This is a genomic window from Paenibacillus agaridevorans (genome assembly GCF_003112455.1).
GTDB lineage: Bacteria > Bacillota > Bacilli > Paenibacillales > Paenibacillaceae > Pristimantibacillus > Pristimantibacillus agaridevorans.
On record NZ_BDQX01000098.1, the window covers coordinates 96,103 to 111,346 of the forward strand.

At 51.2% G+C, this 15,244-nt stretch carries 12 protein-coding genes; 2 read left to right on the forward strand and 10 right to left on the reverse strand.

Features of this window, described 5'->3' with window-relative positions; all coding sequences use genetic code 11:
• Nucleotides 1–130: 130 nt before the first annotated feature.
• Nucleotides 131–1,369: a beta-ketoacyl-ACP synthase II gene (gene fabF, locus PAT3040_RS10445; RefSeq protein WP_108992578.1), complete on the reverse strand. Its 1,239-nt coding sequence runs from the start codon at nt 1,367–1,369 to the stop codon at nt 131–133.
• Nucleotides 1,370–1,489: 120 nt separating this feature from the next.
• On the opposite strand from fabF, the gene PAT3040_RS10450 reads away from it, so the two are divergent.
• On the forward strand, nt 1,490–2,326 hold the full coding sequence (locus tag PAT3040_RS10450; RefSeq protein ID WP_108992579.1) for a helix-turn-helix transcriptional regulator: 837 nt from the start codon (nt 1,490–1,492) through the stop codon (nt 2,324–2,326).
• A gap of 71 nt (nt 2,327–2,397) precedes the next feature.
• Here PAT3040_RS10450 and PAT3040_RS10455 read toward each other — a convergent pair whose 3' ends face one another.
• The 5 genes from PAT3040_RS10455 to PAT3040_RS10475 form a co-directional block, all read right to left on the reverse strand.
• The gene (locus tag PAT3040_RS10455) at nt 2,398–3,417 is read right to left on the reverse strand and encodes an SDR family oxidoreductase (RefSeq protein WP_108992580.1); all 1,020 of its coding nucleotides are present in this window, start codon (nt 3,415–3,417) and stop codon (nt 2,398–2,400) included.
• Between the two features lie 36 nt (nt 3,418–3,453).
• The gene (locus PAT3040_RS10460) at nt 3,454–4,440 is read right to left on the reverse strand and encodes an aldo/keto reductase (protein WP_108992581.1); all 987 of its coding nucleotides are present in this window, start codon (nt 4,438–4,440) and stop codon (nt 3,454–3,456) included.
• Nucleotides 4,441–4,515: 75 nt separating this feature from the next.
• Nucleotides 4,516–4,824 (reverse strand): hypothetical protein, encoded by a 309-nt coding sequence (locus PAT3040_RS10465; RefSeq protein WP_108992582.1) that lies wholly within the window; start codon nt 4,822–4,824, stop codon nt 4,516–4,518.
• Between the two features lie 48 nt (nt 4,825–4,872).
• Complete coding sequence (locus PAT3040_RS10470; RefSeq protein ID WP_108992583.1) at nt 4,873–6,360, reverse strand: aminoacyl-histidine dipeptidase; 1,488 nt, start codon at nt 6,358–6,360, stop codon at nt 4,873–4,875.
• A 63-nt stretch (nt 6,361–6,423) separates the two neighbouring features.
• Nucleotides 6,424–7,911, reverse strand: coding sequence for an Lsa family ABC-F type ribosomal protection protein (locus PAT3040_RS10475; protein ID WP_108992584.1), 1,488 nt, complete (start codon nt 7,909–7,911; stop codon nt 6,424–6,426).
• 483 nt (nt 7,912–8,394) lie between these two features.
• Here PAT3040_RS10475 and PAT3040_RS10480 point away from each other — a divergent pair, with 483 nt between their 5' ends.
• Nucleotides 8,395–8,613 (forward strand): alpha/beta-type small acid-soluble spore protein, encoded by a 219-nt coding sequence (locus PAT3040_RS10480; RefSeq protein WP_087568652.1) that lies wholly within the window; start codon nt 8,395–8,397, stop codon nt 8,611–8,613.
• A 152-nt stretch (nt 8,614–8,765) separates the two neighbouring features.
• On the opposite strand, the gene PAT3040_RS10485 is transcribed toward PAT3040_RS10480, so the two are convergent.
• The 4 genes from PAT3040_RS10485 to PAT3040_RS10500 form a co-directional block, all read right to left on the reverse strand.
• On the reverse strand, nt 8,766–9,290 hold the full coding sequence (locus tag PAT3040_RS10485; RefSeq protein WP_108992585.1) for a D-glycero-alpha-D-manno-heptose-1,7-bisphosphate 7-phosphatase: 525 nt from the start codon (nt 9,288–9,290) through the stop codon (nt 8,766–8,768).
• 174 nt (nt 9,291–9,464) lie between these two features.
• Complete coding sequence (locus tag PAT3040_RS10490) at nt 9,465–11,861, reverse strand: polyprenyl synthetase family protein (RefSeq protein ID WP_108992586.1); 2,397 nt, start codon at nt 11,859–11,861, stop codon at nt 9,465–9,467.
• A gap of 166 nt (nt 11,862–12,027) precedes the next feature.
• Nucleotides 12,028–13,995 carry a stalk domain-containing protein gene (locus PAT3040_RS10495; RefSeq protein ID WP_108992587.1) on the reverse strand — a complete coding sequence of 656 codons (1,968 nt, stop codon included), beginning with the start codon at nt 13,993–13,995 and terminating at the stop codon, nt 12,028–12,030.
• A gap of 278 nt (nt 13,996–14,273) precedes the next feature.
• Nucleotides 14,274–15,173, reverse strand: coding sequence for an ROK family protein (locus PAT3040_RS10500; protein WP_108992588.1), 900 nt, complete (start codon nt 15,171–15,173; stop codon nt 14,274–14,276).
• Nucleotides 15,174–15,244 lie beyond the last annotated feature (71 nt).

Below are 15,244 nucleotides of genomic sequence, written 5' to 3' on the forward strand. Positions count from 1 at the left end.
CACCTCCAACCTATTAGACGGTCATTGGTCCGTTTTCGCTGCATGCTTCTTTTATTTTTTTCCACCACGCCAAGAAGCATCCGGCTGACTTAGCCGAATGCTCCTCTATTGCCGAATGTTATACCATAACTTATCCCTCATAGGTTCTGACGATAATGACCGCGTTGTGGCCGCCGAATCCGAACGAATTCGACATGCCGATCCGTAAATCGGCTTTTCTAGCGGCATTGGGCACGTAGTCCAGATCGCATTCGGCATCCGGTTCCGTCAGATTGATGGTTGGCGGGATCATGCCTTCGCCCAGGCTTTTCACCAATGCGATCGCTTCTACGCCTCCGGCCGCTCCGAGCAGATGTCCAAGCATGGATTTGTTGGCGGTGACGGGGATGCGGTAAGCATCGTCTCCGAATAGCCGCTTGATTGCGGCCGTCTCCGACCGGTCCCCGAGCTCCGTACTCGTAGCGTGCGCGCTGATGACATCCACTTCGTCCGGTGTAATACCGGCGTCTCGCATCGCCTCTCGCATCGCCATGTAAGCACCGTCGCCTTCAGGATGCGTAGCCACCATATGGTACGCGTCCGAGCTGGCTCCGTATCCGATGACCTCGGCAAGAATGCGGGCACCGCGCCGCTTCGCGTGGCTGAGAGACTCCAGTATGACGATCCCGGCACCTTCGCCCATGACGAAGCCGTCCCGATCCTTATCGAAGGGCCGGCTGGCGCCGGCAGGATCATCATTGCGCGTCGACAGCGCGGTCGCATTGGCAAAGCTGGCCAGCGAGATGCGTGTCACGGCGGCCTCCGCCCCGCCGGCCAATATAACATCCGACCTTCCGGCTTGAATGCGATGGAACGCTTCCCCGATAGCGGTATTGCCGATGGAACAAGCCGTGACGGGAGACAAGGTCGGTCCGTGCAGGCCATGCCGGATGCTGATGCTCGCCGCAGCCATATTGGATATCAGCATCGGTACAAGCACGGGACTTACTTTGCCGGGACCTCTGGCAAGCAGCGTTGCGTGCTGCTCCTCCAGCGTCCCGATTCCGCCGATACCGGATCCCACATAAACGCCAACACGCTCGCGATCGATCGTAGCCAGATCGAGCTTTGCGTCGAGGATGGCTTGGTCGGCGGCGGCAACGGCGAATTGCGTGAAACGGTCCATTCTTCGATATTCCTTTGCGCCGTACAGCTCCTTGCCGTCAAACCCTTTGACGGATGCCGCGATCGTTACCTTGTACCCATCCACGTCAAATGCATCAATTTGCGTAATTCCCGAAGTACCCCGCACAAGCTGCTTCCACGTTTCTTCTACGTCCAGACCCAACGGCGTAATGGCTCCCATGCCTGTAATAACAACTCGCTCCATAAGCGATACCTCCATGCTCATCTATTTGTGTTACTCATCTTGCCATATGATTTATCCTATTACAAGTTGTCGTTTATCCTAGTATAATAAGTACCAGTATGAGTCATTGGAGGTTTCCTCATGAATCGTCAAACGAAGCTTCAAGTTTTATCAGAGTTTCTGAAAGCCGCGCGAGCACGACTTACTCCCTCGTCTGTCGGTCTGCCCGAAGGAACGCGCAGGCGAACGCCGGGCTTGCGCCGGGAGGAAGTCGCATCGCTCGCAAACGTCAGCGCTACTTGGTATACGTGGCTGGAGCAAGGCCGCGACATCACCGTGTCGCCTGCCGTTCTTGATGCCATAGCGACAGCGCTTCGACTGACGATGGACGAAAGAAAATACGTGTTCTCCCTTGCGCGAGATTCCGTTGCTGCCGTCCATGCTCCAGAGGAAGAAGCTGCCACGATCAGTCCTTCCTTAAATCGGATGATTACGGAGCTGCGAGGCTGTCCAGCCATCATTTCCGACCGCAGATGCAATATCGTCGCATGGAATGAAGCCGCCGGCCGGGTGTTTATGGATTTTGGAAATTTGCGTCCCGATGAGCGAAATATGATTCGGCTGCTGTTCGCCCGGCGTGAATTCAGACGTCTGGCGGTGAATTGGGAGAGCTTCGCGCGGGAGTATTTAGCCATGTTTCGCGCCTATTACGGTCAATACGCGGACGATGAATGGTACGAGATGTTTCTGGAGGAGATGATGGATGCTTACCCCGACTTCTCGCGATTGTGGGCTGCCGGCAACGTGAGTTATGCGCCGGAAGTGTTGCTCGAATTCCGCCATGCTTCTGCCGGAAAAATGCTGTTTCAATTAACGTCGCTTCACGTTCACGGAGACGCGGATCTGAGATGCAGCATCTACACGCCTGCCCACAACTCCAATACGGATGCGAAAATGTCGGCGTTAATGGCGAAATAATTCGCATCAAGGCGATATCAACGGCAAAAGGCATCGTCGACGACGATGCCCTTTGCATGAACATTCAAGCTTTATGATCCCTTGACCGCCGCAATCGCGCCATCCATAGCCCGTGCTACTTTGTCGCACCAAGCGTCGAATTCGGCATCCTCTCTTTGAAGCTCCGGGTGGTCCAAAATATATCGAATTGTCGCCTTAATGCCCTGATCGAAGCGAGTTGTAGCCGTAAATCCGGGTACGAGCCGCTTCAACTTCGAATTGTCAAAGACGACGGAATTCGCTTTGTCCCCGATCAGACCGCCCGTATAGTCCATTTCGCTGCAAGTCGCGAGGAAGGACGAAGACACGTGAACGGCATTCAGCTTTACGCCGAGCGCGGACGCAATACATTCGTAGATTTGATTCCATGTTAAGGATTCGTCCGACGTAATTTGCACCGCTTCTCCGATGGCATGAAGGTTGCCCATCAACCCGATGAAACCTTGCGCGAAGTCCGAATTGTGGGTCATCGTCCATAACGAGGTGCCATCACCGTGGATAATGACGGGTTTATTCTCCAGCATGCGCTTCGCCACTTGCCATGAGCCGTTTCGGCCGTGCACGCCAAGCGGGATAGATCTTTCGTCGTATGTATGGCTCGGCCTGACGATCGTAACCGGGAAACCTTGCTCCCTGTATTGTTTCATCAAATATTCCTCGCAGGCGATCTTGTTGCGGGAGTATTGCCAATATGGATTGGCAAGAGGCGTCCCTTCTGTAATTCGATAGTCGGATAGAGGTTTTTGGTAAGCAGAAGCCGAGCTGATAAAGATAAACTGCTTGGTCTTGTCCTTAAACAAGCGGTAATCCCGTTCCAGCTGCGAAGGCTCGAACGCGATAAAATCGGCGACGACGTCGAAAGACAGCTCCGAGATCAGCCCGGCAACCTTGCTTTCGTCGTTGATATCGGCTTGAATGTTGATGACGTTATCCGGCAGCGTGGACTGCCTGTTCCCTCGGTTGAGCAAATACAGCTCATGTCCTTGCTCTGCCAATTGCTTCGTAATCGCGGAGCTGATCGTTCCGGTTCCTCCAATAAATAACGCTTTCATCCTTTTCTCCTCCTATCAACCTAATCTATCATTTAGTTACTCTTTCAACGCCCCAACGACCGGGTGCGGAACGTACGGTGCTTCCAATTCGGCAATTTCGTCCTGTGTCAGCTTGACGGATAGAGAGGAAACCGCTTCATCCAGATGCGACAGCTTCGTAGCGCCGATGATCGGAGACGAAACGTTATCCTTCTGCAGCAACCAAGCCAGAGCGACCTCGGCGCGAGAGACCCCGCGCTGCTCGGCTATGGCTGCAACGCGATCCACAATCGGTCGATCGACATCTGCAGTAGCGTCGTATTTCATCTTTTGGGCAGGGTCGGTCTCGGATCGATGCGTCGAGACGGACAGGTCACGGGCAAGTCTGCCCGAGGCTAGAGGGCTGTACGGGATGACGCCGATTCCCTCTTCCTTGCATAGAGGCATCATCTCGCGCTCTTCTTCTCGATAAATCAGGTTAAGATGGTTCTGCATGGCCGTAAATCGGGTCCAGCCGTGTCGTTCGGCGACATGCAGCGCCTTCTGGAACTGCCAGGCGAACATGGCGGAAGCGCCAATGTACCTGGCTTTGCCGGACTTCACGACATCATGCAACGCCTCCATCGTCTCTTCGATCGGCGTGTTGTAGTCCCAGCGGTGGATTTGATACAGATCCACGTAATCCGTACCGAGACGTTTCAAGCTGTTGTCGATTTCGCTCATAATCGCTTTGCGGGACAGACCGGCGCCGTTAGGACCTTCCTGCATGCGGAAAAATACCTTCGTAGCTATAACAACCTCGTCGCGTCTGGCGTAATCCTTTAGAGCGCGGCCAACGATTTCTTCGCTGGAGCCGATGCCGTATACATTTGCCGTATCAAAGAAATTAATGCCGAGGTCCAGCGCCTTCTTGATAAACGGACGGCTCTGCTCCTCGTCGAGCACCCATGGATGATTCCAGCTCTTTGCGTCGCCGAAGCTCATGCAGCCCAAACAAATACGCGATACATCCAATCCCGTACGGCCTAATTTCACGAATTCCATTCCAACTCCCCGCTTTCTATTCGCAATTGAAATGATTTGCTATGTATCCACAGAAACCCTGTGTGCCACCCACGTTCATCCTTCCGTCAAATCCGCGCGAAGTTCGCTTGCGATCTCGACCATCTTCGGAACAACAGCCTCGTTGGTGACCGCTACGTACAAATCTCCCATGTAATGCCGGAACGGAATTTCCAGTCCTCCATGGCTCCACATAAAGAAGTCGCCGTCGATGGACATCGTGGCGCCGGGCCCTTTAACCGTGTAGACGGACTTATATACAAAGTCAGGTTTCGCCGCAAAATATTTTTTGCATTCCTCCAGCGTAATCTCCTGGGCCTCTGCAGGCTCCTGAAATGATCTTGTTATCCGGTATCGTTTACTCAACTTGCATGCCTCCTTGCTGTAATTCCATTCTTTTCTATCATACCACGCCTATTGCTTCAGCGCGCGCAGCACATCGACCAGGAACGCCCATGAACGCTCCACGGACGTAATCGACAGATGCTCTTGCGGCGTATGGATATCGTAGAGATTGGGGCCATACGACACGGCGTCGAGCTCCGGAATTTTGCCGACCAGCACGCCGCATTCCAATCCTGCATGAATAGCTTTGACTTCAAGAGCGTTGCCGAACCGCCGCATGTATACTTCCTCAAAGACGGGACGAAGTCTGGAGTCTGCCAGGTACGGCCAGCCCGGGAAGTAGCTGTCGAAGCGGAAGCCGCAGCAGACAAGGCCGGATAACGTCTCCATCCTTCGGAGTACATCGTCCAACTGCGATCGATGCGAGCTTCGCGCCAAACTTTGCATAACGATGGATTCATCGCCGGTTGAAACAATGCCGAGATTGGAGGAGGTTCGAACCAGATTCGGGATCGCCTTGTCCATACTAAGCACGCCGTTCGGAATGAGTTCAAGCAGCCCGATCGCTGCCGACTTCGTTGCGTCGTCGAACAGCTTTCCGTTATGCGGCAAATCTCCTCCCCACTCTTTTGAAGCATGTAACTCAACGCGGACATCTCCGTCCGAAACTCGGTATTCATCGCTGAGTACGTTGTTGAGATCGGCGATCACCTCTTGCGTCGCCTCCAGATCACTTTGGCGGATATACACCGCGGCTTCCGCTTCGCGCGGGATCGCATTCGCCTTCATGCCGCCAGTTACACTCGCAAGACCGAACGAGACACGGCGGCGCAGCTCGCCCAGCGCTCTCCCGAGCAGCTTGTTCGCATTCCCGCGTTCATGGATAATATCGTCGCCGGAATGACCGCCCCGCAGTCCTTGTACAACGATGACGTAAGAATCGCCGTCCTCCTGCTTGGCTTCGCGCCAGCCGATAGGCACCGTATGGTACAGATTCACTCCGCCGGCACTGCTGACGAATAATACGCCTTCGCGGTCGGAATCGAAGTTGATCATACGACGGCCCTTCAGCGTGGAAACATCCAATGCGAATGCGCCGCCCATCGTCGTTTCTTCTTCCGTAGTCATTAAAATTTCTAGCTCCGGATGGGCTAGCTCGGCGGAATCGATCAATGCAAGGGCGGTTGCGACCGCAATGCCGTTGTCAGCGCCGAGCGTCGTTCCATCCGCATAGATAAAATCGTCTTCCACGCGAAGTGTTATGGGGTCATTTTCGAAGTCATGTACGGTGCCTTTATTCTTCTCGCACACCATGTCGAGATGCCCCTGAAAGATGACGGGCTCCGCGTGTTCATACCCGGCTGAAGCCTGCTTGCGAATAATGAGGTTATGGCGTTCGTCCTGCAGGACCTCACAGCCTCTTTGCCTGGCGAAATCCGCCACGAAGTCGCTGATCGCCTTCTCGTTGCCCGATCCTCGCGGAATCGCGGACAACTGTTCGAATAGCTGTAGTACCTTCAGATCGCCGGTATACTTTGCGTTTATGGATTTTTTCATCGTGTTATCCCCCTATGCGCTTCACTTAGAATTCCTCGGATTCCATCAGTTTAACACAGTCGCTTATCCGTTCGACAGCTCGATCCGCTCTGTCGCGATGGCATTGGTGAATTCTCGATCGTGTTCGACGAACAACAAGGTTGGCGCATAGTCCAGCAAAAGCTGCTCAATCTGCATGCGGGAGATGACGTCGATAAAGTTTAGAGGTTCATCCCAGACGTGCAGATGCGCTTGTTCGCATAAGCTTCTGGCGATCAGCACCTTCTTTTTCTGTCCGCCGCTGTATGCCGATATATCTTTTTCGAACTGCACTCTGGAGAAGTCCAGCTTACGCAAAATCGACTTGAACAAACTTTCGTCAATCCCGTAATCGCGTGCATATTGGCTCAGACTGCCGTTAAGATGTGAAGTATCCTGCGATACATAAGAGACGACAAGTCCGCTGCCTCTTCTCATCGTTCCCGTATATTTCAGCTCCTCCCCGCAGATCAGCTTAAGCAAACTCGACTTGCCCGAGCCGTTGCGTCCCGACAATGCGATACGTTCGCCACGTTCGATGTCGAAGTTGATTTCGCCGGTTGCGGGCGTTTCTCCATAATAGATCGATACGCGATCCAGCTCTACAAGCCTGTTTTTGTGATAGTGCAGCTGCGTCAGCTTCAGGCTGTCGGCACTTTCTACGTTTTTGAGCAGCCTGGATTTCTCTTCGATGGCATCCGATTGTCTGCTTTCAATCGATTTGGAGCGTTGCATCATTTTCGCGGCTTTATGGCCGACGTATCCCTTGTCGATCTTCGATCCGGAATTTAATGTGCCGTTTTTCGATTTCTCCACTTCATCGGACCAGTTGCTTGTACGTTTCGCCGCCTCCGACAGCCGCTTAATATCCTTCTTCAGCTTATCGTTTTCGGCGAGCTCGAAGTTGTCTTGCCGCTTCTTATTCTCCCACCAATCAGAGAAGTTGCCTCTCTGCACCGTTATATCCGTCCGGTTGATGGACAGGATGTGATCGACGCAATTATCGAGGAAGGCACGGTCATGGGACACCAAAATATATCCTTCCTTGCCTCGCAAATATTGACTGACCAGCTCCCTCGCTTCCATATCGAGATGGTTGGTCGGCTCGTCGATTAACAAAAAATGATTGTCCTTGAGGAACAGCGCCGCAAGCAGCATCTTCGTCTGCTCCCCGTTCGACAGCGTCTCGAAGGATCGATACAGGACATCTTCGCCCACCTGCAGCAGGTTCAACTCGCGCATCAGCTTCCAATGCTCATAATCCGGAGCGATGTCTTCGACAACTTCGATCGCCATCCGACCACGGTCCTTTACCTGAAAGGGGAAGTAATCAAATTCGACGGAAGCGGATATCGTACCCTCATACTCATGTTTGCCGAGCAACAGATTGAGAAAGGTGGTTTTCCCCCTCCCGTTGCGCCCGGTGAAGCCTAACTTCCAATTCGTATCGATCTGGAAGCTGACGTTCTCAAAGATGGGATCGTAGCTGCCTTCGTATGCAAACGTTAATTTCGAAACTTGAATTAATGACATTAAGGATTCCCTCCCGCATGAAAAAAAATAAAAAAGCCGCAAGAAAGTTACTCTCTCGCAGCTCATTACCATATAACTCTAATATCCGCACCAGAATAAAGGGCGGTCATTAGAGATATGCCGTTGAGACTGAAGCCGATGAAGTAACTTTCTTGAAGTCACGCGACAAAACAAACGGATGATGTCATCATGCGTTCGCCCATTTGTCTACTCGTAACGATCAAGAAAATCCTACATCCTGCATTCAGCTCCATTCATGAAATTAACAGTAGGTTATCACAATCATGTGCCGATGACAACCTTTATTCTTTTATTAGGCTGGATCGGATATCATTCAAAAAAAATTTTTTGGTCAGAAAATGGCGTCATTATGCGGAAAAAGTCAATTACCATTTTTTACATGACATTTCTTTCGAATAGGCATGTATATCTTGTTCTATCATGCACACAATAACCTCACATCCCATTAAGGAGTGATTAACAATGAGCAGACAAAGTTCAAACAACCTGGTAGTACCGCAAGCAAAAGCAGCACTGAATCAAATGAAAATGGAAGCGGCATCCTCGCTTGGCGTATCCCTCTCCCAAGATGGATACAACGGCAACCTGACAACTCGTGAAGCTGGTTCCATCGGCGGTTACATCACGAAAAAATTGGTCCAAATCGCCGAGCAACAAATCGGCGGCGGCCAACGTTTCTAGAAGTCGGCGACGAGCAGGATAATCAAGGTGAAACGGCTGTCGCCGCCCTTTGGCGGCGCAGCAACTTTCATCCTGGGAATTATAGGTCCAGTATGGCGTAAACCTATACTTTCTATAATTCAAGAAGGCAGCCGGATTACCGGCTGCCTTTCTTATGCGTGTATAATGCTGCGATCCCGCAGCCCGTTAACAGCTTCCAGCAAGCCGGAGAATACATAATCCGGATCAATGCCGGAAGGAAGGTTGTCGCCAATAAATACCGTATGAACGCCTGCGCTGCGTCCCGCCATTATATCGGTGTCACGATCACCGACCATGAAGCTTGCTTTACGGTCAATATCGTACTTTTTGATCAGCTCAAGCAGCATGCCCGGTTTGGGCTTGCGGCAGGAGCAGCCCGCATGCGGCTTATGCGTGCAATAACGAGCTTCCACAATATCGCCGCCTTCTTCACGAATAAGAGTAACCATGTAGCCATTTATGCTTCTGAGAGCCGATTTGGTCATGAAGCCCAACCCGACGCCTCCCTGATTCGATGCCACGAATACGCCGAAGCCCATGTCGTTTAACGCTTTTATCGCCTCCGTTACGCCAGGCAGCAACTGGAATTCGGATTTTCGGTTGATGTTCCCACCTTTATTGATGACTCCGTCGCGATCCAAAATAAAGGCCTTCATGCTTGTGGTGTTCGCTCCTTTTATTTAAGGGGATTAATTAGTAAATGGTTTGCCAGTCCGCTCATAAACAGCTATCGTTTGTCTGTTATAAGTTTCTCCTATAAAGATGCCATCAATTCTTTCCGGCCTATCGTTCAGAAAGGAACGCCCGGTCAGGACGCTCCTCAAAATGACTTATGATTGTCTTTGAATCAAATAATGGAGCAGATGCGCCAAAAAGGCCGAATCACGAGGAAGTTCGTTCAGAGCTTCCGACGCAAGACAAAAATGCTCCCACATGGTCTTCGTTGCACCGTCTTTGCCAAACAACGTCACGAACGTCGAGCTGCTATTGCTCTCGTCCTGTCCAACCGGCTTGCCAAGCATGGCGACGTTACCCTCGGCGTCAAGCAAGTCGTCCTTGATTTGGAACGCGATGCCGGCATGATAAGCGTATTTCTTTAACGCTTGAATTTCCTTCTCATCCGCTCCGGCGAGAATGGCAGGCATAAGGAGCGATGCTTCGAATGCGATACCTGTTTTGTAATAACATAAGATGTTAAGCTCTTCGAGCGTAAGAGCCTGACCGCGCGTGCGCAGATCCATCTCTTGGCCTCGGCACATATCGGCCGCCTTCGAAGAGGAATATTGGATCAATTGCAGGACGGATTTCGGCGAGAAGCCGGTCAACGAAGATTGCTCCTCGATAGCCTTCTGGATCAGGAACAGACCGGTCAGCTCGGCTGTTGCGCTATTGTGCACGAGGTGAAGCGTCGGTTTTCCTCTGCGGGAGGAGGAATTATCTTGCGTCGGCAAGTCGTCGAAGATGAGCGACGCCGTATGCATATATTCGAGCGAACGGATAAGCGGAGCGATCGAGGACGGCGATAAGCCGTATTCCTCTACGCACATCACCCATGCGACAATGGGCCGTATTCGCTTTCCGGAGCCTTCGAGACTATAGTTGGCCGCATCGGTTAAGGATTCGCCGAGTATTTCGGATCCTCCCTGCGCTTGTAACGGCAGAAGTGCATTGATCTCTTCGCGTAAGCCTTTAACGGTTTCGGAAAATCGTTCTTTCTGTTCGCGATTGGAGCGCAGCGTGGACACCATCTGTTCCCGAAGCAGTTTATCGAAAAAATCGACGCGATCGGCCTTTTGTATAAGACGTTCCAGCATATTGTCGAAAGAGGCATCGCCTACGGCGAATACGCGCATGAACGACTGATAGGTGTCCACTCCGACTTTTTGCTTAAACCGCTTAATCCCGCCGATCGCCCTCTCTAGAATGACCTTGCGGGCAGTGGGTTGCGACCGATACACCCGATGGATCAAGTGAGCCACTACAGCCCAGTATAATTCAAAAGGATTAAGCAGATCAGGACGTTCGCGATGGTTGCTCCAATAGTAGGTGTATGGCGTTACAGCGCCTGCCGCCAAATCATCGTACATATCCGCGAAATCGTCAGCCAATTGGTTATATAGGCCGAAATAGAATGTTCGCTGATCGAAGGCCTCGTCCTCTTGCGCGCCGATAACCGAACGGACGATCAGCCGTGAGGATGCTGATTTAATAATGATTGGCAGCAGCAATTCTTCGTTCGTGTAATTCGATACTTTCGGCGATTTATCCCGATCGATGTCCTGGGATTGGAAGAAAACATAAGACTGCTCGTAGAAAATGGGCAGAGACTCCGGGTTCTGATGTTTCCTGATCGTCTCAAACGCTTCGCGGAGCTCGCCATGCACATATTGGATCAGACCGGCGTTGTTCCCCGTCCAATTCTTGACATCCGGCACGGAGCCGTGCAATAGTGTGTGACGAATCATGCGCGCATATTGCGATTTCTCCGCGTCGTCAAGTACACCGGAATCCATTAAATCGTCAATGAACGGATAAGTTAATCCATAGGAATACCCTAATCGAATGCCTTGATCCAGTCGGCGAGAACGTTCGGCGGGCGGTATATGATCGTCCATGTCATCCATGACGTGAAGGACGACGCCGATCATGATTTTGATCAGTTTGCGTACCGCGTGCTCTGCATTCATCTCGGGCGGAATGCGATCGGAAACTCGTCTAAGTTTGTTGATCGCCCAAATGACGGCCAACTCGACACCCTCCCGCTGCGCCCAACGGTAGATCCCGGCTAGACTCATATGTTCTGGAATCCCTTTGCTGTCGTTCGATGAATCTGATGAAGGAATCAGATGCTGCTTCAGGAAGGCGACCAACTTTTCAATTCGCCTCTGCGTGCTGGGCGATGCAAGGTCTTTGCCAAGATCGCGCATGTACATATAAGTAACGCTGCGTTCCAGATAGTCGTCAAGCCCGCCTGTCAGCCGCTGCCATCGCAGAAATTTTCCGTAATCCTTGTAATCGGGTTTGCGGCCCGCCAGTGATAAAGCGGATTGCCAAGCAGAAGGTTTGATAAGCTCCTTCTCCCATAACCGGAAATCCGTCAAAAGCGTATCCCTGTAAGATTTATGTCCAAGCTCTTCTTGCAGCAGCGCCAGGTAATGGGCGGCTTTGCGTTCCGCATTCGTATACCAGCTATCGGCAAGTTCTGTCTTCGTATTTAATTGATTCATCTCGGAAACGCCCCTTAATTGTTGCCCTTAATCATACTCGCGCTTCGGCAAGTAGTTGAGTATACGCGCTCACCCTCAGCCGGGTTGCTATTAAATATTGTATAAGTTATTGCGCTATAAAAAAACCGACCTCGGAAGGGGATTTCTTCTTTGGTCGGCGATATGGCTATTTATAGTATTTCCCGTTGCCTTTTGCAAATGCTTCGACGACGACGTCGGCATCCGCTTGTTCGTAGGTAATGGCTGCGCGTGCATAAATGTCCTCATAATCGTAAGTGACATAGACATAACATTGTTCGACTCCGACTACATCGCCCCAACGCATCTGCGCAACATGATTCATTAGCTTGGCTTTGGCTTCCTTGGACAACCCGTTAAACAACTCTGCGTCTTCTTCTGTTTCAAGCTCGATAAACATCATCGCTTCCGTGCTGTCCAGATTATAATCATTTACGTAATAACCGTCGATATAGCTGTAAAAAGAGTTCCGAAGCAGCTGCTTAATAGTGGTATCTTCGGTAACGGGCGGAGGTTCTTCGCCAATATACTCGTCCGCTACCCAGTAACCCGCATTGGATATGGTATTGTCGGCATGTCGGATAAATCCGTATCCGTCCATATTGCCTTCATATACTTCTCCGATATAGCGTATGCCGTCTTCCAAATAGAAAATGCCTACCCCTGTTATGTTGCCGTTCGTCAATTCGCCCCGATAATATTTGGTACTGCCGTCGGAATAAACGGTTCCACTGTCGTGAGCCTCGTTGTGATAAAAATATCCTACATATCCCAATTTTCCGTCGTAGTATTGCTTGCCAATATAACGTCCGTCATTCAGCCACTCCCCGTCATAATCCAGCTTGCCATCGGTATAGAATTTGCCTGAGCCATTGTAGTAACCTCTCTCGAAGGAGCCGATATAATAATTTCTTGGCGCTTCGTAATAAGTTCCGTGGCCGTGCAGCGCATCCCTTTTAAACTGTCCGTTATAACGTAGCGAGCCATCCGCATTGAACCACTTGCCGATCCCTTCGCGCATGCCGTCGACAAACGATCCCTCATAATACGAGCCTCCGCTATACACCATTTTGCCTTCGCCTTGAGGTCGATTATTTAGGAACGGTCCATCGTAATAAGAGGTGGTATCCTCTACATCGTACATAATGCCATTGCCCTCGACGATCCCGTTGTTGAAGTCGCCCTCGTAGAACAACGTCCCTTTGTATAACAAGCGTCCCTTACCGTTAGGAACCCCATCTTTCTGATCGCCGAAGTATTTCGTGTCGTTCGAATACAAATATTCGAAGTTGTAGGAGGTAACGGTGCTGTTGATGGATACCGTTCTCGTTTCAGCATCCCACTCCACGCTCCTCCCGGTAGCTTCTCCGATAAAGCGCAGCGGAACCATCGTGTTTCCGGACATGAGGATGGGTGCAGAAGGAAGCGCTACGGGCTGTCCGCTTACGGAAGCGTTTTTGCTGTCGATGACCAGCTTCAGTTCCAGCTTCTCTTTGGTTCCCGTTACCGTGCGCGTAGCACCATCCCAGCCTACTTCAAGTCCGAATTGCTCGAACAGCGGACGGAATTGCACCATGGTGGATCCTTCGACGATTACAGGATCGATCCCGAATTCGGCAAGCTCTCCATCGATATAGATTTTGATGGGAGCCGAGCTGCTGCTTTCGGAGTTATCGTCCAGATCTATTTTCGTGACGACGGTGACGCCCTTCTCTTTTAATTGTTCCACGACGTATTGGCCTTCCTCATTGAGAGAGCCGCTGTCTATGTAAAGAAATTGAAGCGATTCGATCGACGAAAGCGCAGTAATGTCGAGCTTGTCATGGGTGTTCATGATGAATATTTGCGTCAGATACAAAGCATGCTCCAATCCTTTGAGAGACTGGATTTCCTCCGTGTCATCGAGAGACAACGAATGAATGATCGAAATCTCATCCTCCGTAACGGGCTCCTTCTCCGGCAATCCCAGCTCATAACGAATATCGTCCTGCAAAGCCTTGTCCATCGTTAATTTAGACAAAGCGTGGGTTGTGTCCGAGAAACTCCATGCGAAGCTTCCCGCGGCGATTGCGCATGCAATCGCGAGCTTGCTTAATTTGCCGAATTTACGAAACAATGAAATTCCACCCTCCGACGAAAAATAGGATATTTGAACTACTTGAAGTTAAATACGAGATGTAAGCCGAAATTCCTTCCAAACTTGGACGGTGTTAGTAAATATTTTTGTGAAGAAATGCCTTGACTTTAAATGCGTCTGCTTTTATATAAAACGTGAAAAAACCACCCTCGCGGGCGGTTTAGAAGTTGATATTTCTATAGGGAATCTTGTTTCCTACATACAAAAAATGCATGGATAACGTGCCTTCCGTCATTCCACACCATTACTTAACGACATTAACCATTATCGACATTAACCGAGGACTTCCTCCAAGCCTCGACGCCGAGCGCCAAGGATCCGCATAATGCCGCATTATCGCCAAGTCCAGGAGAAACGATATAATTGTTTATGTCATTAACTATATCATTAACTTGAACATACCCGTTCAGATTCCGTTGCACTTCTTGCCGTATGAGCGGCAGAAGCTGCTTCTGATGCATGACGCCTCCCCCAAGGATGATCCGTTTCGGAGAAAGCAGCAATATCGTCGATGTGACGGCTTGTCCGATATAGTAGGCTTCCATCTCCCAAGCCGGATGGTCCGGGGCAAGCTCGCTGCCCTTTACTCCCCACCTTTTTTCGAGCGACGGTCCTGCCGCCAGGCCCTCCAGGCAATCTCCATGGTAGGGGCAAGCACCTTCGTAACGATCGTCCGGATGACGTCTCGGCAAAATATGCCCGCCTTCCGGATGAGCCAAGCCGTGCACAAGCCGTCCCTCCGAGTAAACGCCCACGCCGATGCCGGTACCGATCGTGAAGTAGACGCAGCTATCCAGTCCGGCCGCGGCTCCCCATACCGCTTCGCCATATGCGGCAGCGTTAACATCCGTGTCCCATCCCATTGGCACATCAAAGCTTTCCTTTAATGTGGCTAGGAACGGAAATCCGGACCACCCTGGCTTCGGTGTCGTCGTTACGTAACCGTACGTCTTGCTTGCGGGGTCAATATCGATTGGGCCGAATGTCCCAATGCCAATGGCTTCAACGTCTTTGTTTCGGAAGTAGTCGATAATGGCCGCCATGACTTTCTCCGGCTCCTCCGTGGGGAAGCTGATCCGGTCTTCGATTACGCCTTGTTCATTGCCGATGCCGCACACGAATTTCGTGCCGCCTCCTTCAATGGCTCCGATTCTCATCGTTGTTCATCCTCCTGTTTCGTTCATGTTACAACAAAATGACTGTCCGAGCGGACAGCCAGGTCACTTCT

What these genes read in the sequence shown, in the direction of transcription:
- PAT3040_RS10475 (WP_108992584.1), bottom strand. Translation starts at nt 7,911, where the DNA reads ATGTCATTAATTCAAGTTTCGAAATTAACGTTTGCATACGAAGGCAGC.
- PAT3040_RS10485 (WP_108992585.1), bottom strand. Translation starts at nt 9,290, where the DNA reads ATGAAGGCCTTTATTTTGGATCGCGACGGAGTCATCAATAAAGGTGGG.
- fabF (WP_108992578.1), bottom strand. Translation starts at nt 1,369, where the DNA reads ATGGAGCGAGTTGTTATTACAGGCATGGGAGCCATTACGCCGTTGGGT.
- PAT3040_RS10450 (WP_108992579.1), top strand. Translation starts at nt 1,490, where the DNA reads ATGAATCGTCAAACGAAGCTTCAAGTTTTATCAGAGTTTCTGAAAGCC.
- PAT3040_RS10500 (WP_108992588.1), bottom strand. Translation starts at nt 15,173, where the DNA reads ATGAGAATCGGAGCCATTGAAGGAGGCGGCACGAAATTCGTGTGCGGC.
- PAT3040_RS10460 (WP_108992581.1), bottom strand. Translation starts at nt 4,440, where the DNA reads ATGGAATTCGTGAAATTAGGCCGTACGGGATTGGATGTATCGCGTATT.
- PAT3040_RS10490 (WP_108992586.1), bottom strand. Translation starts at nt 11,861, where the DNA reads ATGAATCAATTAAATACGAAGACAGAACTTGCCGATAGCTGGTATACG.
- PAT3040_RS10455 (WP_108992580.1), bottom strand. Translation starts at nt 3,417, where the DNA reads ATGAAAGCGTTATTTATTGGAGGAACCGGAACGATCAGCTCCGCGATT.
- PAT3040_RS10470 (WP_108992583.1), bottom strand. Translation starts at nt 6,360, where the DNA reads ATGAAAAAATCCATAAACGCAAAGTATACCGGCGATCTGAAGGTACTA.
- PAT3040_RS10480 (WP_087568652.1), top strand. Translation starts at nt 8,395, where the DNA reads ATGAGCAGACAAAGTTCAAACAACCTGGTAGTACCGCAAGCAAAAGCA.